Source organism: Alkalibacterium sp. AK22 (assembly GCF_000585255.1).
Lineage (GTDB): Bacteria > Bacillota > Bacilli > Lactobacillales > Carnobacteriaceae_A > Alkalibacterium.
Window position 1 is genome coordinate 108,463 of sequence record NZ_JANL01000037.1, and the last position, 24,858, is coordinate 133,320.

Here is a 24,858-nt window from a genome sequence, read left to right on the forward strand (position 1 = left end):
TGAGACACTAATAAAACACCTTCTTAGACTGCTATTCCTCCATATTCTAATGGGGAGTAGTAGTCTAATTTTTCTTGAATTTGATCATTATTGTAATAATTCCTATAGTCACCGACTTTAGCGGTGACCTCTTGTGAGGTCAAAGAATTGAACTTAATATACTGGAACTCTTCTGATTTACTGGAACTCTTCTGATTTAATAGTTGAGTGAAATGACTCAATAACTGCGTTATCCCAACAGTTACCTCTTCTAGACATACTACTTATCGAGTCTTTTTCCTGAACTAAACCTTGAAAGGCATAAGAAGTATAAACTGACCCTTGGTCAGAATGAATGAGGACGCCGTTAGGATGTCCTTTTGCTTTTAAGGCTGCGTTCAACGTATCAATCACTAAGGGTGTCTGTTGGTGGTTGTATAGCTTATATGCGACGACTTCATGATTAAACAAATCTATAATAGTTGAAAGATACTTTATTTCCGGACCATATTGAATATAGGTAATATCAGTTACCCATTTCTCATTTGGTTGTGAAGCCGTGAAGTTTCTCTTCAATAAATTAGGAGCAATGATTACTGCTTCTCCCTGAGACTTCCACTTACGTTTTGGCTTTACTCGGCATTGTATGTTTAGTTTTTGCATGACTCGTTGAACAGTATTCCGGTGACGTTTAATTTTATAGTATCGTTTCAAGAGTTTCGTAATCTTGCGGTGACCGTAACGGTATTTCTGTTTTTGGCATGATTCCGTAATACCCAACGCCACCTTCGACAAGCCTGTCTTTGGTTTTTTCGTCCACCGGTAATACGTAGATCGTGCTATACCCAAAGCAGCCAAAACAGCACGGATAGTATGCTTTTGTCTAAATACGTCCACCAATTGGTGGACTATTTTTTCAACTCCTTTTTGAGTTCTAAATACTTTTTTAAAATCTGATTTTCCATTTGTAAATGTTCCACCTGTTTATTTTTTTTCTTCTTCACTTTTGAATTCCGGTCCAAGTCCATATAAATATTGTTTTCCGATCGGCTGGTCAAAACGATGGATTTGATTTGTTCGACACCACTTCATCCATGTTTTGATTTGAGTGACATTCTTTATACCATATTTTCCCATAATCTCTTTGTTCGTTAGTTCGCCACTTAACTTAGCTTTAACAACTGCCCATTTTACTTCACTTGAATATACGTTTTTGCCCACGCAAAAACACCTCCGACATAGTATTTTGTAAATGATACCACTTCGAAGGTGTTTTATATTGTCTCATTTTATTGTGTTAGTCTACTCCCTGTATGGAGATCAGACGGTGCCTTTTTGAACTGGCAGCTTTATTCCCTGCTGCTTCTATTGTAATTCCATATTAATACAGCAAATTGACAAGTTCCTCTACTTCAACTTGTCCAAAGTACTTATTGAGGTCCAGACCGTTGAGTGCTGACGTAATTGCCTCTCTGGTATAAGCAACACCAGTCAGTGCCTGTTCCACGTCTGCAATTTCGCCCATTCCAAAAAAGTCTCCGTACACGCGGATAGCTTCAATCGTTCCCTGCCTGACATTCATTTTCACTTCAACGGTGCCGACCGACAAGCGTTCACTGCGCTCTGTATCAAAAGCCGGTGACTTACCATAGTTCCATTCCCAGTTTCCAGTATAAGCATCAGCAAAGGCATCGATTTTTTCCCAGTCTGCTTCTGTCAGCTTGTATTCTTTAATTGTCTCTTTTGTATCCGTATCAAAGATGTAAAGCAGTAGTTTATCCCTGAAATCTTTGGCATTCATATACTGATAAGAATCATCCAGATAAGGCTTGATATTCGTGACCCGGCTTCTGATCGATTTAATGCCTTTTGATTCTAGCTTGTGTTTCTTTGGCTTTAATGCTTTGACGACAGCTTCGATTTCAGAATCAAACATTAGTGTCCCGTGGGCAGTCAGCCGATTATTTTTCGCATACATTGCGTTGCCCGAGAATTTCTTTCCATCAATAACCAGGTCATTTCTACCCTTCAGCTCTGCTCCATCCACTCCCATCTGATGCAGGGCATCAATCACCGGCAAAGTAAATTTCTTGAAGTCCCTAAAAGACTCACCGTCATCTTTTGTCAGAAAACAGAAGTTAAGTACGCCCATATCATGATATACTGCGCCTCCACCGGAAAACCTGCGGACCACTTTAATGTCCTGGTCATCTACATAATTGGTATTCACTTCTTCATAGGTATTCTGGTTTCGTCCGACAATGATAGAGTGATCATTAATGTAAAAAAGCAGAATCGGTTCATCCAGCTCCACTTCATTCAATAAATAGTACTCAATAGCCAGATTCAGGCTGGGGTCGTGAACTTCTTTCCCATTTCTCTCATTTTTTACATAATACACAAGCATCTGCTCCTTTTCTTATTCTAATCACCGGACTAAGATCACACTGCTTTATCTGTGCACCCAAAACTTTAGATATCGCTTCATGGTATCACTACTCCGGCTGTTTGCTTCCCTCTGATTTTATCACTCTCCTGGACAACACTCAATGCACATCCTGTCAGTCACCCATATATATTAAAAGACAGCCCCTCTATGTCCTTAACCGGACATAACGGCTGTCAGTTTAGCGATCAGCTTCGACCGCTAATATACTTTTTTGTTTTTTTAAATGGTCCAGCACTTTTTTACTGACTTCGTTTGCTTGCTTGATGCAGTTATTGATGCCGAAACCGTCCATGCCGTTACCGACCAGATACAGTCCAGCATACTGCTTCTTTAGAAAATCAGAAAGCCGGGTTGTATTCTGTTCATGATTGAGAGTAAACTGCGGGATGGCATTCGGCCATCGCTTGATGATCCGGTAATTAGGCTTCTGACGGATACCAAGCATTTTATTGAGATCCTTCAGTATCGCCTCTTCAATCTGCTTATTACTCAAAGACATCATGATTCCGTCTGTACTCCTGCCGAAGTAAATACCCAAAAGCTCTTCATCCCTATCGGCAAAATGAGCCCATTTTTTATTCAGCCAGACAACACTCTGTATATAGGAGTTATTTCGGCGCCCCAGCAATACTCCATTTCCTTTGGGCGCTTTGTTTAGAGACCCTTTCGGAAAGCTGAAAAGAACAAAGCCGATGGATCCCATTTTGATGTCTTTGAAATAGTCGCTAAGATCAATGTCAGAAAAAATCTGATTGTAGGCGGCAGAATCGGTCGCCACTACTACACTGTTAACCCTCAGCTGCTCTTTTTTATTAATATCTAGCAGATAGGTTTCATTGATACTCTTTTTTACATCTGTTACTTTTTTGGAGTAACGGATTATTGGCTCAATTTTTTCCGTGAGTGTCCGAGTTAGCGTCTCGAGTCCTTGATCGAAAGTCACATAGTTCCCGTCTCCATCCTGAAGTTGTGGATTGTCCTCTAGTGCCCGGGTTAACGTTCCATGTTCCTCTTCGAGTTCAACCAGGGGCTCATTTAGTCCATGAATCCCGATTTCATCGATATCACTTGAATATATTTTGGCGAAAAATGGCTCGGCAACGTATTCCGCTACTTCATCCCCGACACGTTCTGCAAGATAGTCTCGGGCTGTAACTTCTTTACTTAATTCAGTTTTAGAAAAGTAAGTATCTTTTAAAAAGGAAAGTTTTCCCTGAAATGATACGATATCGTATTTCCAGATATCTGATCGCTTTACAGGAATACCTTTATACGTAGCACAGTCCATATGATAAAGCTTGTTGAAAGCAAAAATATCCTGTTTCCCGTTTCTGCTGTAAGCTAAACGATCAACCAAGTTCAGCTCTTCGATGAGATCTACCGCCTCAGAGCGCCTCGAATCAATCGATTCAGCTCCCAAGTCGATAAACTGCTCTCCAAATTTCATTGTGTAGAGTTTGCCTCCTGACCGGATAGACGCTTCCAGTACAATCACCTCATAAGGCAAATTGTGTGTCTTGATTTCAGCCTGCAGACGGTATGCAGTTGTCAGCCCTGTGATCCCGCTACCGATGACTGCTATTCTCTTCTTAATTTCAGCCACTTTTTCACCTCATTTCCTTGTCTTTCAGCTAGTCTCCTCCCTGAAAAGGGGTTGGAACAGCATAGGGCACGTTGCATACACTGGACATATTCTAACCGATTTTAAAAAATATCCTCCATATTATACCATGAAGATAGGGGTTTGTATGGTCTTTTTAACTGAAGACATAAAAAAAACCTTGTAACAGGTAATTGTAAACTGCCTGTTACAAGGTCTCTAGTATTATTTGCTTAGTGCGTCTTTTGCTTTGTCAGTCAATGCAGCAAATGCCTGTGCATCGTTGACTGCTAAGTCCGCCAGCATTTTACGGTTCATGTCGATTTCAGCTAATTTCAGGCCATGCATGAATTTTGAGTAGCTCAATCCGTTTATACGTGCTGCGGCGTTGATACGCGCAATCCATAGTTTGCGGAAGTTACGCTTGTTTTGTTTACGGTCTCTGTATGCATACATGTATGATTTCATGACCTGCTGTTTTGCAACTTTGAACAAGCGGTGCTTCGCACCATAGTATCCTTTAGCTAATTTTAAAACTCGATTACGGCGTCTGCGAGTGACGACTCCACCTTTTACTCGTGCCATTATTTTTCCTCCTTCAATACAATCCTAGAATCTTGTCTTTATTTCATTTTAGCAAGCTGCTGTTTAATACGCTTGTAGTCAGCACTAGAAACCATTGCTGATTTACGCAGTTTACGCTTCTGCTTTTGCGTCTTGTTAGCGAACATGTGGCTTGTCTTTGCGTGACTTCTTTTCAGTTTACCGGATCCTGTTCTCTTGAAACGTTTTGCTGATCCTTTGTGCGTTTTTTGCTTAGGCATTATTGATTTCCTCCAATACTCTTCTATAATGGTTGCATAAAATCAGTCAGTAGCTGAGTTTATTTCGTTTCACTTTTCGGTGCGAGCATCAAGAACATGCTGCGGCCATCCATTTTAGCCTTAGATTCAACTGTCGAAATGTCAGATGCTTTGTCTGCCATGCGCTCCAACACTTCACGTCCAATGTCCTTATGTGTAATAGCTCGTCCTCTGAAACGGATAGAAACTTTCACTTTATCGCCTTTTTCAAGGAATTTACGTGCATTACGCAATTTAGTATCGAAATCATGGTCATCGATTGTCGGACTTAGACGAATCTCTTTGACGTTGACGATTTTCTGATTCTTTCTTGCTTCACGTTCCTTTTTCTGCTGCTCATAGCGATATTTACCATAGTCCATAATACGCGCCACTGGTGGTTTAGCATTCGGAGAAACAAGTACCAAGTCCATATTCGACTCTTCTGCTAATCTCATTGCTTCGCTGCGCTGGACTACTCCTATCTGTTCACCGTTCTTACCGATCAGTCGTACCTCGTTGGCACGGATGCGGTCATTGACAATCATGTCTTTAGCTATGGTGGTCACCTCCAAAGTATTTGCGAGAAAAACACAGAAAAAGACAGGCTTCCATACACTATAGAAGGCCCGTCTTTACTCCGCACATGCATATACATTCTATGCTTTTATATACGTTCGTATCTGCCCAGAGACGTTTTGTCTGCTCAGGCGAGAAGCGGGGGCTTCTGCTTTGTTTTCTCAACTCTTATATATTATCACAGGCAAAGACTACTGTCAACCTTTTGATGTTCACTTAGTATTCTCGTTTACCATTAATTCAATAAACTGGTCTACCGCCATAGTTTCCGTCTTTTTCTCACCGTATTTTCGGACAGCAATGGTATTTTCAGCCATTTCCTGATCACCAATGACCAGCTGATACGGTATTTTCAATGTCTGTGCTTCACGAATTTTATACCCCATTTTTTCATTGCGCATATCGACTTCGACTCTTAAACCTCTAGCAGCCATGCTTTCCTGAAGTTTTTTGGCATGTTCACCATGTATGTCAAGATTGACAGGAATCACTTTTGCCTGTACCGGAGCCAGCCAAGTCGGGAATGCTCCTTTGTATCGTTCAATCAGGTAGGCAACGAAGCGTTCCATAGTAGAAACTACTCCCCTGTGAATAACAACTGGCCTGTGAGTGTCTTGGCCGTCCTCTCCGACATAGGTCAGGTCAAAACGCTCAGGCAGAAGAAAGTCCAGCTGCACGGTAGATAAGGTCTCCTCAATCCCCATGGCAGTCTTGACCTGAACATCCAGCTTGGGACCATAGAAAGCAGCTTCTCCCACTGCTTCATAATAGTCAAGTCCCAATTCATCCAGGGTTTCTTTCAGCATCGACTCAGCCTTCAACCACATGTTATCATCATCAAAGTACTTTTCAGTATTTTCGGGATCACGGTAACTCAAACGGAAGCGGTAGTCTGTGATTTCAAAATCATCATAGACAGCCAGCATCAGCTGGACGACACGGCTGAACTCTTGCTTGATCTGATCCGGGCGCACGAAAACATGGGCATCGTTAAGAGTCATTTCTCTTACCCGCTGCAATCCTGACAAGGCCCCACTTTTCTCGTAGCGATGCATCTGCCCCAGTTCTGCAATGCGGATCGGCAGATCCCGGTAGCTTCTGACATCATCTTTGAAAACTATCATGTGATGCGGGCAGTTCATTGGACGCAGTACCAGCATTTCACCATCACCCATGTCCATTGGCGGGAACATATCTTCATGATAGTGATCCCAGTGGCCGGAACGCTTGTAAAAATCAACATTAGCCATGATAGGCGTATAAACGTGCTGATAGCCAAGAGCAATTTCCTTGTCTGTAATGTAGCGCTCAATCACCCGTCTGATGGTTGCCCCTTTTGGCAGCCAGAAAGGCAAGCCTGAACCCACTTCAGGGGACAGCATGAACAGATCCAGTTCTTTACCCAGCTTGCGGTGATCCCGCTCTTTCGCTTCTTCTCTCATCTTCAGAAATTCTTTCAGTGCTTTCTTGTCAAAGAATGCCGTACCGTAAACACGCTGCATCATTTTGTTATCCGACTTACCTCTCCAGTAAGCTCCAGCCAGTGACAGCAGTTTAAAAACCTGAATGCGACCAGTCGACGGTACATGTACTCCCCGACATAAATCAACAAACTCACCTTGCTCATAGACAGTCAGCGCCTCATCTTCCGGCAAGTCTTTGATCAGCTCCTGTTTGTAAGGATCGTCTTGGAAAAGCTCTAGTGCGTCTTTACGTGAAATATCTTTGCGGACAATCGGCAGATTTTCTTTGACGATTGCCATCATTTCAGCTTCAATTCGCTTCAGATCCTCGTCAGTGATCGGCTGCTCTGAATCGGTATCATAATAAAAACCGGACTCGATTGCCGGGCCGACTCCAAATTTCACGTCCGGATATAGACGCTTAATCGCCTGTGCCATCAGATGCGCCGTAGAATGACGCAATACAGACAGGGCATCCTCATGATCGGGTGTGATAATCTCAAGAGCTCCGTCCCTTTCAAGTTTTCGGCTGAAATCAATCAGTTCTCCATTAAATTTGGCTGCTAGCCCTTTCTTTTCCAGAGATTTGGCAATACTGCCTGCTATTTCTTTTGGACTCGTACCTTTTGATACATCTTTCACTGAACCATCTGGTAAGGTAACCGCTATTGTGTTTGACATAGTCTTTCCTCCTTTTATTTTTCGAACTGCTGCATAAAACAGCGTTCACAGCAAAAGACGTCCCATTGAACAGTACAGCTGTTCAATGGGACGTCTGGTATTCACGTGGTTCCACCCAAGTTTGCAGAAAGAGGGTTCTTTCTGTTCTCTTCTCTTTAACGCAGAGTCTACGGCCAATCCTACTGTTTTCAGATTTGCACTTGAAAGGGGTCACCAGCAGCATGGTGGAAGACTTTCAGCTGTTGTCTTCCTCTCTTTCATCTCAGGAGGCTGTCCGGTGGTGTCTTTCGCATCGTTGTTCACTCGCTAATATAGGTAGTACTCTATCATGTTTTTTTTCCCAAATCAACTTTTATTTTGCCGACGGTTCTCACCGGCCATAGTTACTTCCTCAGACAGAAAGCGGATCCGTTCCATCAGACGTTTAGCTTTAAGGGGCTCGGTTTCTCCACGCTGGCTGACACTCAAGTGCTCTTTTTCCAACTGATCCATATCAAAGTTCGAAGTAAAAAAGGTTGGCAGTTCTTCCTGCATACGATATTGCAGTATGACTCCCAGCACGTCGTCTCTGATCCAGGAAGACATCGAATCTGCACCAATATCATCAATCATCAGCACCCTGGCTTTTTTTAACGTAGTCAGTTTACTTTCCGTTGTATTATTACCAATAGAATTTTTCATTTCTACGGCAAAAGTCGGGAAGTGGACCAGTGTAGAAGCATGTCCGTGTTCAGACAGTTCATGAGCAATCGCACCTAGAAGATAGGTCTTGCCTACACCAAAAGCTCCTTGAAAGTACAGGCCTTTGTGAAACTCTTTAGGATTATCCAGATAGGCTTCAATAAAGCGGATGGCTTTTTCGAAAGCTTCCTGGCGTTTTCTAGTTGCCTCGAATCCCTCAAGACTGGCTTCTTTCAAATCTTTCGGCATATACATTGATGTGATTCTGTTGCGGATCCGACTGGCTTTTCGTCTGTCAATCAAATCCTCTGTCGGAACATAAGTTACATCCACCCGGTGGTTGTTCAACATCAGCTTGGGCCGGTACCCCGGAGCGAGACCACTCTCAGCTGTATCGGCTTTTCTTTTTTCACTTACAAATTCGTAAAGTTTCGATGCACTGCGTTCAATCGCTTCCTTATCCAGTGCATCCTTATTTTCAGTTAAAAACTGTCTGACATCCGGATCTTTGAAGACTTCATTCTTCATAATCTGACTAAAACGGTCACTAAGTTCGGCCGTATTCATCATTTTTGCCAGCTGATCTTTTATACTGTCCATCATTGATCACCACTTTTTTTATTTCGTATCTGTTTCAGCTTGTTCCGGAAAGCTTCTGCTTCCTGACCACTCAGCCGTTCGTCTGTTTCAGCCGTTCCCTTGGCCCAGTCAGGCAGAGACTCCTGTCTCGCGTGTGCCTTTTTCTGAGCAGACCGAGAATATGTTGGCCGCTGCTTAGTCTGTTTCTGATTGTGGTTCGCATAAAGCTGCTTGACTTTAGCCATAGCATCTTCCGGTGTATTCACCTGACTCTGTGCCCAGTCGTTTGCTATTTTAATAGCCAAATTTTTTTCAAGCGTAGGTGCATTTTTTATAACAAGCAAGTAGTTCAGGAGAATATTGATTACTGCATTGGACAACGGAGCCTGTTCGACCAGTTCTTTCAGCACCCATGTTTCTGATGAGGCCACGAAACCGCCCTTCTGCTGCTTGATTGATTTTAGATAGGCATAAGGCGAGACCTGTTCGGCATGAAGAATTACTTCGATTTCTCCTTCAGAGAAGCCTTTTTGCTTGAGCCTGCGGCCGTCTCCCTGCCCAGACCCCTCATTAAACTGGCCCGCTTGAGGTTTTCTTGTCTGCTGAAGATATTTTTTCTGAATAATGGCTGTTAGTTTTTTACCGCTGACCGTACCGTCCGAAAGATCAGCGGCTTCTAGCACATATCCCTGCATAGTCAGTTCATTTATCCCGTAAAGCAGATGAAAGGTATATACTAGTTTTTTTATGTCTGCAGTGACTGATGACAGACGGATGTACTGCTTATTCAAGCCTTCTATAAAGAAATTCCAGTCAAAGGAGTCAACTTTTATTGCCTGATCACTCAATACAGGCTCTTTCAGCTGCATGGCTGATGTATGATTGTCCGCTTCACTCATTTTTTGCATATCGACATGAATGACATCCAAAAAAGATTTAGTGATTTCCTGAAAATCTTCAAGTCCTGGAGAATGCAGAGCAAATCGGTCTTCCAGTTCAGCAGCCAGACGCTGTCCCACTTTTTCTGTCAGCATCATTTTAAGCATCGGGTCGGCAAAAAAATGACTGGGTGTCATTGGTTTCATTACGGCCAAGCTAAAATAGTCAGACTCTTGCTTATGCTGGAATACTTTTAACAGGCCATAGGCTTCCAGACGAATTCGGGCTTCATAGTATTGCTTGATACCTAAACCCGTCTGAATGAGCAGATCTGACAGCATGATTTCTGCTGCATTGTTCTGCGCGATGTATTCACTCAAGGTTAAATACAACGATACAGCCTCTTGCCCCAATAAAGGCTGGTAAAGAGAAACCAGTATCCGTTTGTCCAAGTCTGACAAGGTCGCAACTTTCAAGATTTGCACTGTATCTTTTGGACTGATATGTTTCCAGGGGTAATTCATGCCACTCGAATCCTTTCCATCATCTGTTTAATGCTCTTTCCTTTTTTTCTCCAGCTCCTGCATTTCCTGCATGAATACACTGATGTCTCTGAATTGACGGTAGACTGATGCAAAACGAATATATGCCACATCATCCAGCTCAGCTAGTTCTTCCATAACATACTCTCCAATTTTTGTTGAAGCAATTTCTCCTGCCCCATGATCACGGATCTTGTACTCCACTTTGTTGACAATCTGCTCCTGTTCTTCGGCAGTAACCGGACGTTTTTCACACGCCCGCCTGATCCCCCTCAGAAGCTTTTCACGGCTGAATTCTTCCCGGTTGCCATTTTTTTTGACAACCAGAACAGGACTCTGTTCGATCCGCTCAAAGGTGGTAAAGCGGAAGAGGCAGGCATCACATTCGCGCCGGCGTCTGATGGATTTTCCTTCATCTGCCGGCCGGCTGTCGACTACTCTGCTCCCATTATGTTGACATTTTGGACAATGCATGTCAGTCAGTCCTTTGCTTTGAATTATTACCGCTATTATAACATACCCGACCGTGGTCTAATAGCCATTCTCTGTCAGCCAGGACTCTACCTGTCGTTGCGTGCTGTCTATTGTCCCATTATTATCGATAAGAACATCAGCTTTCTGTATTTTTTCATTAAGTGGCGCTTGAGCGGCAATTCGGCCAGCCGCTTCCTCACGGCTCAATCCATCTCTATTCATCAGCCGCTTCAACTGGCAGTCTTTATCTGTCCAAACGACCATTACACCATCCACTATTTCTTCATAACCTGCTTCGTACAGCAGTGGAATATCCAGTACAACCAACGGAGCCCCGGCCGCTATATGCTCGTGCATTTGACCTAATATCCACTCAAAAATGTCGGCCTGCACAATTGCATTAAGCTTGTCCAGCTTTTTTTTGTTCGAAAAAACAATTGCCCCTAAAGCTTTGCGATTTAGCGTGCGGTCTTTGTTTAAGATTTCCTCCCCGAACTGATCCACTGTTTTCAGATAGGCACTGCAGCCAGGCTGCATGACTTCCCGCGCTCCCCTATCCGCATCAACTAACGGGATACCTTTCTGCTGAAAAAATCGGCTGACAGTCGACTTGCCTGTAGCTATTCCTCCAGTCAGTCCCAAAACATAAGTCATTTGCCGACTCCTCTCTTCTATTCTGCCGGTTGGCACAGTGGACAGAAATGTGTCCCCCTCTGAGCCACCTTTATTTTTTCTATCCTAGTTCCACAACGAGTGCAGGCCGCCTGATCCCTGCCATAGACTTTGAGATTATGCTGGTAGGTCCCTGAATCTCCGTATGCATTGGCATACGTCCGGATTGTGGTTCCTCCAGACTTCACTGCTTTATCCATTATTGTAATGATTGATTTCGTTAGACGGCTGATGTCCTCTTGCTTAAGTGAGTAAGCGGGACGGGACGGATGAATACGAGCATCGAACAAGATTTCATCAGCATAAATATTGCCGATGCCGGCTACTAAAGTCTGATCGAGCAAGCAGGCTTTGATTGCCCGCTTTCTATTTTGAAGAAACTGACTAACCCATTTATCGTTCAGCTTATCAGCTGTAGGTTCAGGGCCAAGCGACACGAGCGAGGGGTGCTCAAAAGGCCTAACGCGCGAGGTCAGACTCATTTTACCGAACTTTCTGACATCCAAATACCTCAGTTCTTCTTCTCCATTGAGTTTAAATACCACATGTGTATGACGGGCCAATGGCGTGTCTGTTGTTTCGACTCTAAACTTCCCTTCCATCCGCAAATGGCTGATTAGGACATAATCACTCAAGTAAAACAGCAGAAACTTCCCCCGCCTTCCAATATTTTCGATTGTCTGGCCGGCTAACTGACGGCTGAATATATTAGCCGCCGGATCTTTGATGATGTTGGGCCACAGCACCTGGACTTCTTTGATCACTTTTCCCGGCAGTAAGTCTAGCAAACCATTTTTAACATTTTCCACTTCTGGAAGTTCAGGCATCTTTATCGCTACTTTCTATAAACTTTTTGTGCAAGAAAAGGAGCGAGATCTCTCCCGCCCTTTCTTCTTGCCTGTATATGTGTCTATTTTGCTTCGTACCAGCTTTTGCCATAGCTGCTTTCTACCTTAAGCGGAACGGCAAGTTCCACCGTCTGTTCCATTACTTCTTTGACCAATGTCTCAATCTGTGAAATCTCTTCTTCGGGCACTTCGAAAATCAGTTCATCATGTACTTGAAGCAGCATAGTTGCCTGAAGTCCTTCAGCTTTGATCCGTTTATCCATTTCAATCATAGCCATTTTTAAGATGTCGGCAGCGCTGCCCTGAATCGGTGTATTCATAGCTGTCCGTTCAGCAAAAGAACGGAGATTGAAATTCCTTGAGTTGATGTCCGGCAAATAACGTCGTCTGTGAAATAATGTTTCTACATAGCCTTTTTCCTTGGCTTCACGGATCACGTCATCTATAAACTGCTTTACCCCTGGGAAGCGGTCAAAGTAGGTGTCAATATAATCTTTGGCTTCCTTTCGGCTGATATTCAGGTTCTGAGACAGGCCATAATCACTGATACCATAAACGATACCAAAGTTGACTGCCTTCGCTTCTCTACGCATATCCGCTGTCACATCACCGGCATTGGCGATATCAAATACTCGCATGGCTGTCGTCGTGTGAATATCCTCATTATCCATAAAAGCTCTGATCAGATGTTCATCAGCTGATATATGCGCCAGGATCCGCAGTTCTATTTGAGAATAGTCGGAGGCAAATATTTTCCAGCCTTCTTTACGGGGGACAAAAGCTTGTCTGATTTTACGGCCTTCTTCCAGGCGTATCGGAATGTTCTGCAAGTTCGGGTCTACAGAACTAAGTCTGCCAGTACGGGCGACTGTCTGCAGATAACGGGTATGAATTTTGCTGGTCTTGCTGTCTATCACCTTAAGCAGTCCTTCAATATACGTTGACTGAATTTTGGCGACCTGCCGGTATTTGAGTATAAATTCGACAATTGGGGCCTGATCCCTTAGTTTTTCCAGTACATCCTGTGCAGTAGAATAACCCGTCTTGGTTTTTTTAATTACAGGATAGCCCATCTTTTCAAACAGGATCACCCCAAGCTGCTTAGGTGAATTGATATTGAACGTCTCTCCTGCTTCCTTGTATATTCTTTCTTCGATTCCTTCAAGAGTCTGCCTGAATTCTTCCTTCATGACTTCCAGACACTCTGCATCAGCTGTAATACCCTGGATTTCCATTTCTGCCAAAACGATAGCTAGCGGAAGTTCCATTTCTTTCAGAAGAGCTTCCTGCTCATTCTCTTTCAGTTCGGCGTCCATCTTGGCGGACAGCTTTGTGATTGCTAAAACTTTGCGGGCCATGTGGTCATACATCAGCGTCTGATCTTCAGGCACACTGATTTTCTTTCCTTTACCGTAGACTACTTCATCAGGGGTCATCCCTTCATAATGGTGCTTACTGGCTACATCTACTACATCGCCACTGCTGCTGTCTTCAGCTGTCAGCAGATAAGAGGCCAGCATAATGTCAAAGGAAACCCCTTTCAGCTCACACTCTCTCTTGTGGAGAGCAACATAAGTCCGTTTCGCATCATATACATATTTTTCTTTATCTTCATCTTCCACCCAGTCTTTAAATACCGGCGACGCAAAAGCGGTTTCTGGATCAGTCACATAAAGCCTGTTTTCCTTTCCCCAGGCTACTGAAACGATATCCGCTTTGTGGTAATTATCATCCAGCATTTCAACATACAGTGCCATGCCGTCAGAAAACTGCTTCGGACTGATTTCTTCAACAAATGTATACTCGACTTCCTCGACCTCTTCTGCGAGCTGATCCATGTAGTCCGCTGTATCCAGCTTTTCCAAGTGGGACTTGAAGTCCATCTCTTTATAAAAAGCAATCAGTTTCTCCATGTCTCGTCCATGATAACTCAGTTCCTCCAACTTGACGGTAATGGGGGCTTGTACATCAATAGTAGCCAGTTTTTTACTCAAAAAAGCTGTCTCTTTTTCAGCTATCAGGTTTTCCTTACGCTTGGACTTTTTCATTTCATCCACGTGCGCATACAGATTCTCAAGGCTTCCATATTCATGCAGCAGTTTCAGAGCTGTTTTTTCGCCGATTTTTGTCACCCCTGGAATATTATCCGAGGCATCTCCTGCCAGACCTTTCATATCGATAATACGAATCGGATCGATGCCCAGTTCATCTATTATCGACGTTTTGGAGTGTTCTTTCAGGTCGCTGACTCCTTTTTTTGTGATGTCAATTCGAACAGCGTCTGTTGCCAGCTGGGTCAAATCTCGGTCCCCTGTCAGCACTACCACTTCAAAGCCTTCAGTTTCAGCCTGCCTAGCCAATGTACCGATAATATCATCTGCTTCGTAGTTTTCCAGCTCGTAACTTTTCAGACCAAAGCCCGACAGCAGATCCTTGAGAAAAGGGATTTGTTCCGAGAATTCTGACGGCATCTTGGACCGACCCCCTTTGTAATCATCAAAAAAAGCATGCCGGAAGGTCGTCTTTCCGGCATCAAAAGCGACCAGAGCATGCGTCGGCTGCTCCTTATTGACAATCACCTCCAGCATATTGTGAAAGCCGTAAAGTGCATTGGTATGCAGGCCATTTCTGTTTTTCATACGCTCGATCTGACTATGCAGGCCATAAAAGGCTCTGAAAGCCACACTATGTCCATCAATCAGCAGTAATTTCTTTTTGTCCGCCACTTGTCTCGTCCTCCAGTAAATAATCTTACTCTCATAGTATCAGATATCAGGAAATAGAAAAAGAGAACGCTCCCTGAACCGCTTCAGGAACGCTCTCATTTCTGTTAATTCTTTGCTTCTGACTGACTTAAAATCTTTTCAAAAGCATGCTCAAACTTTTCTACATCCCCGGCACCCATAAAAATGACTACCTGATGTTTATGCGCCAACAGAGGAGACATGTCCTCTTCGCTGATGATTTCCTTGCCTTTTTCCGTTTTATTCAAAAGGTCAAGAATCGTGATTTTACCTTCTTGCTCACGGGCGGAAGTAAAAATATCACAGAGATAGACCGCATCCGCCATATCCAAAGCCGCTCCAAATTCATCCAGCAGAGCCACGGTCCGGCTGAAAGTGTGCGGTTGGAATACTGCCACAATTTCTCTGTCCGGATATTTCTGGTGTGCTGCATCGAGGGTAGCCCGAATTTCTGCCGGATGATGGGCATAATCATCGATAATCACTGTGTCCATCACATGTTTCTCTGTGAAGCGTCTTTTGACTCCTGCAAAAGACATCAGCTGTTCTCTGACTTTGTCCGGATCCAGTCCTTCATAGTGTGCAAAAGCAATGACTCCCAGAGCATTCTGGATATTGTGCTTACCGTAAGAAGGAATCGTAAATTTCCCGTAGAAATCTCCCCGGACATAGACATCAAATGTCGAACCGTCCGTTGAGCGTTCGATGTTTTTGGCCTGAAAATCGTTGTATTCGTCAAAGCCATAATACACAATCGGTACAGGGGCGTGCAGCTCCTGTAGTCTCATGTCGTCTCCACAGGCAAAAATAGCCTTCTTGATTTGAGCAGAAAACTCCAGAAAGGCATTCTGGACATCTTCGATACTTTCGTAATAGTCCGGATGATCAAAGTCAATATTGGTGACCAAAGCATAATCAGACTTGTACGCTAGAAAATGACGGCGATACTCACAAGCTTCCAGCACAAAGTACTCGGCGTCCTTCTCCCCTCTGCCAGTCCCATCTCCAATCAGATAACTCGTAGGCTTGATGCCGCCCAGTACATGAGAGAGTAAGCCAGTTGTACTGGTTTTTCCGTGAGAGCCGGTCACAGCCACACTCGTAAACTGATCACTCAGTTCTCCCAGAAAATCGTGATACCGTTTTATTTCAAGTCCCATTTCCTTCGCTCGGCGAATTTCTTCATGCGTATCCGGAAAAGCGTTACCTGCAATAATAATCATGTCTTCTTCAATATTACTTTCATCAAAGACCTTGATCGGTATTTGATGCTCTTCTAAGTTTTTCTGAGTGAAAAAGTACTTTTTGACGTCCGACCCCTGCACATTGAAGCCTTTATCGTGCAGAATCATGGCCAAGGCACTCATGCCTGAGCCTTTGATCCCAACAAAATGGTATAAAGTTTCATGATTCATTCGTAAAAAATCCTCCAATAATAAACATCTCGTAAATTAACATCGTTACCTACTATAATCGAAATAGATTAAAATAGCCAGGACTATCAGTTAAATTTAATGCTTTGCCTTATTCTCGAAAAGACCGGGTACGTTCATTTTCTTTTGATTTTCACCACTTCGGTCGTCATCCATGATTGTGGACAAGGTCCGGTGAAGTCCATTTGTCCGTCTGACTTTTTCCAGCACTTTGGCCTTAGTTTTCCTGGTTTTTTTCGACTGTTCTTCATGCTTTGATGGAGAAGAAGACTGTATAAGGTTTCCTTCTCTCTCCAACCAAGCAGCTTCCAGGTCCTCAGTCACACAAACATCGAAAAGCAGAAACTCATCTGCATTTTTTCTCAGGTCTTTTTTCAGCTTGGAGTAATCTGTCTTTTTGACCTTTTTCTTTTTCGGTTTGTTGAAACCATGATAGGGAGAGGGAACCTTGCTTGCTTCAAAAGGCGGATGAATGTATCCACGTTCACCTGTTTCTTCTCTATGTTCTATATAGTCCCTAAACTCCCGGGCGACCTCTTCTTTTCTTTTGAGCTCCCCAGGGAGCACATAGTTGTCTTTGAATCTTTCTGGCTGAGATCTGTCCAGATCGGCTGATTGGTGCTTTCTGGACGCCTCAAAAAATTCTCTGTATTTTGAAGACATACCTATCTCTCACCTTTCAGTCAATTAAACGGCTAAAAATCAAACCGTCTGCCTGTTTCTTCATCAGATGGCAGAATCATAATTCCTGCCTGCTCCTGAGGCAGCCCGAGCTCTCTTGCTGAACAGACCATACCTTCGCTTTTGATCCCTTTCAGTTCACCGGGCCAGATGATCATGCCCTCTGGCATCACGGCACCAGGCTTAGCCACGACAACTTTCTGTCCAGCTTTTATATTTCCTGCCCCGCAAACAATCTGCAGCACCTGATTGTTGTCGACTTCTGTCTGCGTCAAATTAAGATGATCCGATCCTTCAACTGGCTCACATGACTTTACATGTCCGACAACAAATCGGGGATCTGTGTCGACTTCAAGTTTGTCCTCAAAGCCAGCAGCCTTTAGAGTCCGATTAAACTGACTGATTTGTTCAGTATTGAGCTGAACGGGTCCATTTTCCAGACCATCTATATGAGCAGACGCCTGAAATAAATTAAAGCCTACTACGTCTTTACTGTCCTTATCCTTAAGCTTGATTAAATCCCCTTTGCTTTCCACTTCTTGCTGGTCGACTGAACATTTTTTCAGGGCAATCATTAGAACATCTTCTAGTCCATTGTTGTTGTATATACTAATATGCATAGCTTGTCTCCTTATGTCTTAAATATAGTGTTAAAACGTCTTCAGTGTATCCAGGACAGACTGGTCAAACGTTTTAACCAGTTGACGGACCATCTCCTTGGCTGCTTCGTAGTCGTCAATCCTAAATAGTGACTGATGTGTGTGAATGTATCTTGCTGGCACGCCGATAACTGCACTGGGAATTCCCTCATTCAACTGATGGGCTGCGACGGCATCCGTTCCTCCCTTAGATACAAAGTACTGATAAGGAATTGAATGTGTCTCTGCCGTATCAATCAGATAATCTTTCATCTCCTTCGATAGGATCATTCCCGGGTCCTGAATGCGCAGCAGAAAACCTTCTCCTAGACGGCCGAAAGCTTCCTTGTCTCCGTTGAGATCATTCGCTGGAGAGCAGTCCACGGCAATAAAAGCGTCCGGATCAAACTTGCGTACCGACCCTTTTGTTCCTCTTAATCCGACTTCCTCCTGTACATTCGCTCCCGCAATCAGCGTCGAAGGCAGCTGTTGACCACTCAGTTCTTTCAGCAGTTCAAGAACCAGCGTCACACCGTAGCGGTTGTCCCAGGCTTTACCTACAAAGGTGTTTTCGTTAGCCATCTGGATTGTCTCTGCTACTGGGGCAATTGGATCTCCCGGTCTGACACCGAAGGCTTCAGCCTCTTCCTTTGATTCGAAGCCACCATCAAACAGAATGTCTTCTACCGACACTGAGGTGTTCTTTTTATCTTTTAGCAGGTGAGGAGGAATAGACGAGGAAACAACAGGATAGTCTCCCTTGCTGGTCTGAATCGTAAAACGCTGGGATGATACGACGTAAGGGTTCCAGCCGCCGATAGGCAGAACTTTCATCAGCCCCTGAGGAGTGATGGAAGAAACCATGAACCCGACTTCATCCATATGTGCTGCCAGCATCAGACGGGGTGCGTCTGCATCAGCAGCCTTTTTGACTCCAAATATTCCCCCGAGCCCGTCCGTTTCAATAGCATCCACATGTCCTTCCATGTGCTCACGCATGAATTGGCGAATATTGTGTTCGAAACCGCTTATCCCTTGAAGTTCTGTAGTTTTCTTGATCAGGTCAATTGTCTCTTTATTCATATTAGACGCCGGACAGCTGTCCGACTCTATCCTCCCGTTATGTTTTTATTACGGTAATCACTTAAGCCATTATACACAAAATACCCTTTAATTTTAAGTTAAACCTGGTTTGTTTCTGTTAGGCTATCTTATACACTTATGATAGAATGAGCACATGAACGATATGATTAACACCTGGATGGAGGGATAATACATGCTCAATAACAAACGATCCAATCAAAACGACTATTCCACGGAAGACTGGCTTTATCTGGCTGGTGCAGCGCTTTTGTCTTTTCTGCTCGGGATGCTGACTTCAGCTTTTATCAAAAGCAAACGTTCACTTAAAGCAGACGACTTGCTCGCATCAGTGAAGAAAGAGTTTCTAAAAGAAGGTCCTATTGACGCTTCCTGGATTGAACTGACTAAGGTTCCTTGGAAGAAATATGCTTATGAGACCGATGTTTATTATGGCGGTATTTCTAGATACGAGGAAAATAAACTGGTTCAATATGAATTTATTGTCGATGCTTATACTGGAAGTCTAATCGATCTGTATAGAGTGTAAAAAAGTACCGACCACTGGAAATCTCCTGGTGGCCGGTACTCTTTTTATGTGAAGGACACGACAGCTTTATAGATTCGGTTGCCCTTTTTTGAAAATTTCTCTTCGTACTCAGTCATGACATTCTCTTCCACGTCGCTGGTGTGCAAATCAAGGTAGACATCAGTAAGCAACGCACCATAGTGAGAAAAACTGGTCAGAGAATACTCGAAAAGCCCCTGATTGTCTGTTTTGAAATGCAGCTCTCCCTTTGGCTTTAAAATCGTCTCATATACTGAGAGGAACGTCTTGTAGGTTAGACGCCTTTTTTCGTGCCTGTTTTTTGGCCATGGATCAGAAAATGTTAGATAAATACGATCTACTTCGTTTTTTTCAAAATATGATTTCAGTTCTCTGGCATCAACCTGCAGAAGCTGAAGGTTAGGCAGTTCAGCTTCAATCTGCTTTTCCAGCACTGAAACAATGACGCTGGTCTGCAGTTCTATGCCGATAAAGTTTATTTCCGGGTGGCGCTTGGCCATTTCAATAATAAACTGACCTTTCCCGCATCCAATCTCAATATGAAGCGGCTGAGCCTTGCCGAAACGCTCATTCCACTTTCCTTTCATGGTTTCAGGGTCCTTGACTACAAATTGCTGATGTTCCAGCAACTTATCTTTGGCATGGGGTTTATGACGTAATCTCATCTTATCGCTCCTATTTATTCAGTAAAAAAGGGATCAGATTATAGAACCTGTTCCCCTTTGGTGTTCTTTGTATAACTCATATCAGACAGAATCTGATTCAGCTTGATTAAATTTTTGTTCATACGGATATAGTCCTGTTTTATATGATTTGCACGGGTATCCAGCACCAAGTTGACCACCGCGTACCAGTAAAGTTTGAGTTTCGCCGTACCATCTGAATGGACACCAATTTCTTTTGTCCATTCAGACCAGCTGTCAAACTCAATATACCTAACAAGAAGCTGGCTCATGTCCACTACCGGATCAGCCAGGACCGCGGAGTCCCAGTCCACCAAGTAGAGCTCTTCTTCACTGGATAGCAACAGATTTTTATGCGAGATGTCTCCGTGACAGACAGCCTGTTCATCATCAGAAGGACTTTCAGGCATATTCCGCCCCAGAAACGTGATCGCTTGCTTGATTAGCGGATGAGTCATCAGATCCGGGTCCAGCTTGTAAACTGAATCATAGTACAGGTCCGAAGGCAGGAGGGTTCTCCCTCCTAGACGATTAAGCATCCGCTTAAGGCTGCTGGACCGGTGCACTTTTTTTATAATTTGGATAACTGACAGGGAGGTCATTTCTTCACGGTTCAAAGTCCGACCATTACACCATTCCTGCGCTGTCAGCACATCACCGTTACCAATCCGCTTCGTCCATACGAGCCGCGGAGAGATCCCCTCAAGTGACAGGGCTGCCAGAAACGGGGAAGAGTTTCTTTTTAGGAACAGCCGCTCCTCGTTTTTGGTCCCCATATATGCTTGTCCAGTATCTCCACCAATAGGATGCAGCTGCCACCCCGTTTCTCTCTCTAGCTCCATATCATTCAATCCTTTTACCTTCGATTTTGCCGAACCAGCAGTTCAGACAATAATGCACTTTCTATTGTAGAAAGAATTGACTAGTCCGTCAAGCACATGCGTGTTCTTTTTTATTAAATCCTTCTTATACAGTCAGTAATCCGCATTGCTGCTCAATTTCTTCTAAGTAGGCGTTTTGCAGAGCCCGGGTGACTTTTCCAGGTACTTTATCAAACAGCACATGATCTCCGATTCTGCTGACAGGCATAACCTCTATTGTCGTACTTGAGCAGAATACTTCCTCTGCCTCATAAAGGTCGTCCAGCGAAAAAGGAACTTCTCTTACTGGATACCCCAGCGCTTTGGCGCATCGTATCCATACCAGCTTCGTTATGCCCGGCAGAATCAGATTGCCGTCTGGATGTGTCAGAATTTCACCATTTTTGACTATGGCCAGATTAGACGATGAGCATTCGGTAACTATACCATCGCGGTGCAAAATCGCTTCTTCCGCGTTATGCTTATGCGCTTCATGCTTGACCATAATATTGCCCAAAAGAGAGATCATCTTAATATCGCATTTGAGCCACCTGATATCATCAGTCACAATGGTTGGAATCCCTGCTTCCATTTTGGCTGCATCTCTGTCCACAGCTGTCATGGTTCCCGTCAGCATCGGCAAAACTCCCGCGTCTGGATACATATGATTTCGTGGCGATGAGACCCCCCGTGTCAACTGCAGGTACAAGTTTCCCGTTTGTATACCCGTCTCGTCCAGCAGTCTGTTGACCAGATGTTTCAACTCAGCAGGCGTGTAGGGTACATTCATTTCTATTTTGCTGGCACTGGAATAAAAACGGTCCAAGTGTTCTTCCAGACAAAAAAATGTTCCATTGTAAGCTCTAATTACTTCGTATATACCGTCTCCAAACTGGTATCCCCTATCTTCCGGATCGATCCGTACTTGACTTCTGTCTACAATCTCATTGTTCCAGATTACTTTCATATCATTCTCCCCTTAACTCTCTCGCAGCCTTCTTCTCATGTATACTTTAACAAACCCCCAGACAAACAGGCCATTTGTAATTAGCAGCAAGCCTGCCTGCAGCGGACCTGCACCGAAGCTGGAGAGCGCAAATACTCCTCCAGCAAGCAGCAACAGACGAGCCAGCAGTCCCTGGGTGGCTCTAATTTTATCAGTATTCTTCACCGGATACAATTTAAAATAGATGGTTTCGTCCAGAACCTGTTTCAAAGGCAGCAGCTGAAAGCCAATTAGGTATAAAAAAAGCAGGCTGACAAGCACATTCAGGTAGATGGCTGGCGAAAACAGCATAAATACAGACCCAATCAGCAACAGACGGAGATACAGCCCACTGAATGATGTCTGCCTAAAAAAGACCCGGTTAATATAATACGCATGCGGTGAGTGCCCTCTATCAAAAAGGGTTACTGCGCCATCCAACCATTTCAACCGGTGCACCCTATGGCTTCCGTATGGCGTTTCAACAAAAAGGTTGATCAAACGGTAAAGAGCCTGGATCCGTTTCTGTTCGCTGTCAATCATTTTCTCCCAGTTCCATACCTGCTGAGACTGACTCATCAAAGACTGATAAACCGACCAGCAGAGCATAGCAGCAGCTAGTATCGTCCCTGCTACAAGTGACAAAAACAGTCCGACAGCAATACTCAGCAGCATGACCCCTTCTTTGAACCATTTTAAATGGACCTCTCCTGCCTGATTCACTTTGAATGCTTGATACTGACTGTTCACATCCACCAGCTTCAAACTGATAAGCATCACATACCATAGGAAACTGGTTCCTCCAGTAACGATTTCAAGCGAAAAAACCAGGGGAAGAGTCACTGTCGCAAGCAAAGAGGCTCCTGCACCATAAACAAACGCTGCAGTGGCCAAGTGACGTTTCATCACCGGTTCTAGCTCTTTTTCAAGAGGCAGCAGATAAATTCCATCAGCTGGTTCGATCAGTGTCCGGATACTCCCAAATGTAAGCAGAGAAAAAAGAACCACTGACAGAATCAGCCGTGGTAATAGGGCTTGAGCACTGACCGTTTCTACATAGTCTGAATAAGTGAACCCTAAGGCACCTGTCAATATCAGTAAAGCAACGACGAAGTGGTCATTAAAGACATATTTTAAATATTTGCCCAGCTGCCTGTAATAAAGTTGGGATCTTTGCTTGAATACATCCTTTATCTCCATTGTCAGAACCCTTCCTTGGCAGCCAGCTGACTATACATGTCGTCCAGGGAGCCGCCCGGCATATTGAAAAAGCCCCTCAGCTCATTAAGTGTCCCCTGAGCAAAGACTTCCCCGGCGTGCATAACCAAAAACCGGTCACAGATACGTTCGGCATTGGCCAGTACATGGGTTGACATCAATATCGATGCCCCACGGGCTTTCTCTTCTTCCATCATTTCGATTAAATCCCTGATTGCCAGGGGATCGAGGCCTAAAAATGGCTCGTCTATAATAAACAAAGACGGCCTGATGATAAAGGCACAGACAATCATTACCTTCTGTTTCATGCCTTTTGAAAAATCGTTGGGGAACCAGTCTAAACGGTCAGTCAGTCTAAACTTCTTCAATAAAGTATCAGCATAGTCCCAAGCTCCAACACGGTCCAAATTATAAGCCATGATTGTCATTTCTATGTGCTCTTTCAGTGTCAGCTCATCATACAGCAAGGGTGTTTCCGGAATAAAACCGATTTTTCGGCGATACGTCTGGGGATCTTTTGCAATCGTTTGACCATCTATTTCGATCTTTCCTTCAAAAGCATGCATCAATCCGATCACATGCTTGATGGTTGTGCTTTTACCGGCACCATTCAAACCGATCAGTCCGATCAGTTCACCGTCTTTTATATCAAAAGACACATTTTTTAATACGGGTATCTGACTGTACCCGCCTGTTATCGAATCAACTAGCAAGCTCATACTAACTATCCTTCCTTTGTGACTAATGCATATATTTTACCACATTTCATCTTTGATTTAAGATTTGCATACCGTCTTTTTATTATTTCCTCTGCCGATATGATAAACTGTTTATAGATTGATCAAAGAAAGAGGGATGGACATGAGCGAATGTATATTCTGTAAAATAATCGCTGGAGAAATTCCAGCAAGGAAAGTCTACGAAGATGAAGATATTCTGGCCTTTCTGGACGTATCTCAAGTCACTAAAGGTCATACACTGGTCGTTTCCAAGGAGCATGTCCGCAATATACTGGACTACTCTGACGAACTGGCGGGAAAAGTATTTTCTAAGATCCCTAAATTAGCTAGAGCGGTCAAAGCCTTTGATCCTGATTGTCAGGGACTGAATCTTCTAATGAACAACGAAGCTATCGCATCACAAAGTGTTTTCCACGGTCATGTCCACCTGCTGCCACGATACGAGTCAAAAGCTGACGGTTTCGGCCTCAAGTGGGAGACGCACCAGGAGCTGTATTCAGATGCGGAACTCGATACAGTGAGAGATGCGATTCAAGATCAACTAAAAAAGGAGGAAAAAGCATGAAACATTTTCTATTAGGCAGCCTCTCAGGAGTTGTTCTTGGCGGTTTATACGGTCTGATCAGGACCCCTCGAAGCGGTCAAGAAAACCAGGAAGCCATGAAAGTATATATCGACGAAACAACAATGCACGTGCAGGATGTGACGGACAAAGTCAACGACTTGAAGTCAGCTGTCAGCACCCTGACCTCTGAAGTACAGTTCGTACAAACTGACTTTATGGCTGAAATCCAGGATACCGCAGCTGAGTTTCAAAAAGAGGCAACACCCAGACTCAGACGCATTCAGGAGAGGGCTGACAAAATCCAGACAGAAGCCCAGCGAGCCGGCGAATCAATTACTAAAGCTGAAACAACAGTTTAAAAAAACGTTTAGAGTAGACTGACCTGCTGATTTGAG

26 protein-coding genes and 1 pseudogene are annotated in these 24,858 nt (G+C 43.9%); 3 read left to right on the forward strand and 24 right to left on the reverse strand.

The window, feature by feature from the left end; translation table 11 throughout:
• Positions 1-23: 23 nt before the first annotated feature.
• The 19 genes and pseudogenes from ADIAL_RS11715 to pepA form a co-directional block, all read right to left on the reverse strand.
• Positions 24-221: an IS3 family transposase gene (locus tag ADIAL_RS11715; RefSeq protein ID WP_442853027.1), complete on the reverse strand. Its 198-nt coding sequence runs from the start codon at positions 219-221 to the stop codon at positions 24-26.
• A pseudogene (locus tag ADIAL_RS08490) lies at positions 178-912 on the reverse strand (IS3 family transposase); the annotation flags it as partial. The gene ADIAL_RS11715 and the pseudogene ADIAL_RS08490, both read right to left, overlap by 44 nt.
• A 51-nt stretch (positions 913-963) precedes the next feature.
• Positions 964-1,200 carry a hypothetical protein gene (locus tag ADIAL_RS08495; RefSeq protein WP_155849209.1) on the reverse strand — a complete coding sequence of 79 codons (237 nt, stop codon included), beginning with the start codon at positions 1,198-1,200 and terminating at the stop codon, positions 964-966.
• Positions 1,201-1,360: 160 nt separating this feature from the next.
• Positions 1,361-2,380, reverse strand: coding sequence for a lipoate--protein ligase (locus tag ADIAL_RS08500; protein ID WP_034302533.1), 1,020 nt, complete (start codon positions 2,378-2,380; stop codon positions 1,361-1,363).
• Between the two features lie 226 nt (positions 2,381-2,606).
• A complete protein-coding gene (gene hemG / locus ADIAL_RS08505; RefSeq protein WP_034302535.1) occupies positions 2,607-4,031 on the reverse strand; it encodes a protoporphyrinogen oxidase in 1,425 nt (474 codons plus the stop codon).
• A 222-nt stretch (positions 4,032-4,253) separates the two neighbouring features.
• Positions 4,254-4,613, reverse strand: a complete 360-nt coding sequence (gene rplT, locus ADIAL_RS08510) for a 50S ribosomal protein L20 (protein WP_034302537.1) — start codon at positions 4,611-4,613, stop codon at positions 4,254-4,256.
• Positions 4,614-4,651: 38 nt separating this feature from the next.
• Positions 4,652-4,852, reverse strand: a complete 201-nt coding sequence (gene rpmI, locus ADIAL_RS08515) for a 50S ribosomal protein L35 (protein ID WP_034302539.1) — start codon at positions 4,850-4,852, stop codon at positions 4,652-4,654.
• 59 nt (positions 4,853-4,911) lie between these two features.
• Entirely contained in the window at positions 4,912-5,418 is a 507-nt protein-coding gene (gene infC / locus ADIAL_RS08520) for a translation initiation factor IF-3 (protein ID WP_034302541.1), read from the reverse strand.
• 243 nt (positions 5,419-5,661) lie between these two features.
• A complete protein-coding gene (gene thrS, locus ADIAL_RS08525; protein ID WP_034302543.1) occupies positions 5,662-7,593 on the reverse strand; it encodes a threonine--tRNA ligase in 1,932 nt (643 codons plus the stop codon).
• A 345-nt stretch (positions 7,594-7,938) separates the two neighbouring features.
• Positions 7,939-8,874: a primosomal protein DnaI gene (gene dnaI, locus ADIAL_RS08530; protein ID WP_034302616.1), complete on the reverse strand. Its 936-nt coding sequence runs from the start codon at positions 8,872-8,874 to the stop codon at positions 7,939-7,941.
• Complete coding sequence (locus ADIAL_RS08535; RefSeq protein WP_034302545.1) at positions 8,874-10,256, reverse strand: replication initiation and membrane attachment family protein; 1,383 nt, start codon at positions 10,254-10,256, stop codon at positions 8,874-8,876. The genes dnaI and ADIAL_RS08535 overlap by 1 nt, the downstream gene beginning before the upstream one ends.
• A 27-nt stretch (positions 10,257-10,283) precedes the next feature.
• On the reverse strand, positions 10,284-10,748 hold the full coding sequence (nrdR, locus tag ADIAL_RS08540) for a transcriptional regulator NrdR (protein ID WP_034302548.1): 465 nt from the start codon (positions 10,746-10,748) through the stop codon (positions 10,284-10,286).
• Between the two features lie 57 nt (positions 10,749-10,805).
• Positions 10,806-11,402 (reverse strand): dephospho-CoA kinase, encoded by a 597-nt coding sequence (gene coaE, locus ADIAL_RS08545; RefSeq protein ID WP_034302550.1) that lies wholly within the window; start codon positions 11,400-11,402, stop codon positions 10,806-10,808.
• A 17-nt stretch (positions 11,403-11,419) separates the two neighbouring features.
• Positions 11,420-12,247 (reverse strand): bifunctional DNA-formamidopyrimidine glycosylase/DNA-(apurinic or apyrimidinic site) lyase, encoded by an 828-nt coding sequence (mutM, locus tag ADIAL_RS08550; RefSeq protein ID WP_034302552.1) that lies wholly within the window; start codon positions 12,245-12,247, stop codon positions 11,420-11,422.
• A gap of 83 nt (positions 12,248-12,330) precedes the next feature.
• On the reverse strand, positions 12,331-14,994 hold the full coding sequence (polA, locus tag ADIAL_RS08555) for a DNA polymerase I (protein ID WP_034302554.1): 2,664 nt from the start codon (positions 14,992-14,994) through the stop codon (positions 12,331-12,333).
• Between the two features lie 104 nt (positions 14,995-15,098).
• Positions 15,099-16,427: a UDP-N-acetylmuramate--L-alanine ligase gene (murC, locus tag ADIAL_RS08560; RefSeq protein WP_034302557.1), complete on the reverse strand. Its 1,329-nt coding sequence runs from the start codon at positions 16,425-16,427 to the stop codon at positions 15,099-15,101.
• A 96-nt stretch (positions 16,428-16,523) separates the two neighbouring features.
• Positions 16,524-17,108 carry a hypothetical protein gene (locus ADIAL_RS08565; protein ID WP_034302559.1) on the reverse strand — a complete coding sequence of 195 codons (585 nt, stop codon included), beginning with the start codon at positions 17,106-17,108 and terminating at the stop codon, positions 16,524-16,526.
• A gap of 32 nt (positions 17,109-17,140) precedes the next feature.
• Positions 17,141-17,746 (reverse strand): YtpR family tRNA-binding protein, encoded by a 606-nt coding sequence (ytpR, locus tag ADIAL_RS08570; RefSeq protein ID WP_034302562.1) that lies wholly within the window; start codon positions 17,744-17,746, stop codon positions 17,141-17,143.
• 30 nt (positions 17,747-17,776) lie between these two features.
• Positions 17,777-18,847 carry a glutamyl aminopeptidase gene (gene pepA, locus ADIAL_RS08575; protein ID WP_034302564.1) on the reverse strand — a complete coding sequence of 357 codons (1,071 nt, stop codon included), beginning with the start codon at positions 18,845-18,847 and terminating at the stop codon, positions 17,777-17,779.
• A gap of 193 nt (positions 18,848-19,040) precedes the next feature.
• Here pepA and ADIAL_RS08580 point away from each other — a divergent pair, with 193 nt between their 5' ends.
• Entirely contained in the window at positions 19,041-19,394 is a 354-nt protein-coding gene (locus tag ADIAL_RS08580; RefSeq protein ID WP_034302566.1) for a PepSY domain-containing protein, read from the forward strand.
• 44 nt (positions 19,395-19,438) lie between these two features.
• Here the strand turns inward: ADIAL_RS08580 and trmB are convergent, their stop codons facing one another.
• From trmB to ADIAL_RS08605, 5 genes are all read right to left on the reverse strand, one after another.
• Complete coding sequence (gene trmB, locus ADIAL_RS08585; RefSeq protein WP_034302569.1) at positions 19,439-20,077, reverse strand: tRNA (guanosine(46)-N7)-methyltransferase TrmB; 639 nt, start codon at positions 20,075-20,077, stop codon at positions 19,439-19,441.
• 38 nt (positions 20,078-20,115) lie between these two features.
• The gene (locus ADIAL_RS08590) at positions 20,116-20,937 is read right to left on the reverse strand and encodes a phosphotransferase family protein (protein ID WP_034302571.1); all 822 of its coding nucleotides are present in this window, start codon (positions 20,935-20,937) and stop codon (positions 20,116-20,118) included.
• 124 nt (positions 20,938-21,061) lie between these two features.
• A complete protein-coding gene (dat, locus tag ADIAL_RS08595) occupies positions 21,062-21,922 on the reverse strand; it encodes a D-amino-acid transaminase (protein ID WP_034302574.1) in 861 nt (286 codons plus the stop codon).
• 12 nt (positions 21,923-21,934) lie between these two features.
• Entirely contained in the window at positions 21,935-23,140 is a 1,206-nt protein-coding gene (locus ADIAL_RS08600; protein WP_034302577.1) for an ABC transporter permease, read from the reverse strand.
• A gap of 2 nt (positions 23,141-23,142) precedes the next feature.
• Positions 23,143-23,877 carry an ABC transporter ATP-binding protein gene (locus ADIAL_RS08605; RefSeq protein WP_034302580.1) on the reverse strand — a complete coding sequence of 245 codons (735 nt, stop codon included), beginning with the start codon at positions 23,875-23,877 and terminating at the stop codon, positions 23,143-23,145.
• A 142-nt stretch (positions 23,878-24,019) separates the two neighbouring features.
• On the opposite strand from ADIAL_RS08605, the gene ADIAL_RS08610 reads away from it, so the two are divergent.
• Both ADIAL_RS08610 and ADIAL_RS08615 read left to right on the forward strand, forming a co-directional pair.
• Positions 24,020-24,463, forward strand: coding sequence for an HIT family protein (locus tag ADIAL_RS08610; protein ID WP_034302583.1), 444 nt, complete (start codon positions 24,020-24,022; stop codon positions 24,461-24,463).
• Positions 24,460-24,822, forward strand: a complete 363-nt coding sequence (locus tag ADIAL_RS08615; RefSeq protein ID WP_034302587.1) for a YtxH domain-containing protein — start codon at positions 24,460-24,462, stop codon at positions 24,820-24,822. The genes ADIAL_RS08610 and ADIAL_RS08615 overlap by 4 nt, the downstream gene beginning before the upstream one ends.
• Positions 24,823-24,858: the final 36 nt, after the last annotated feature.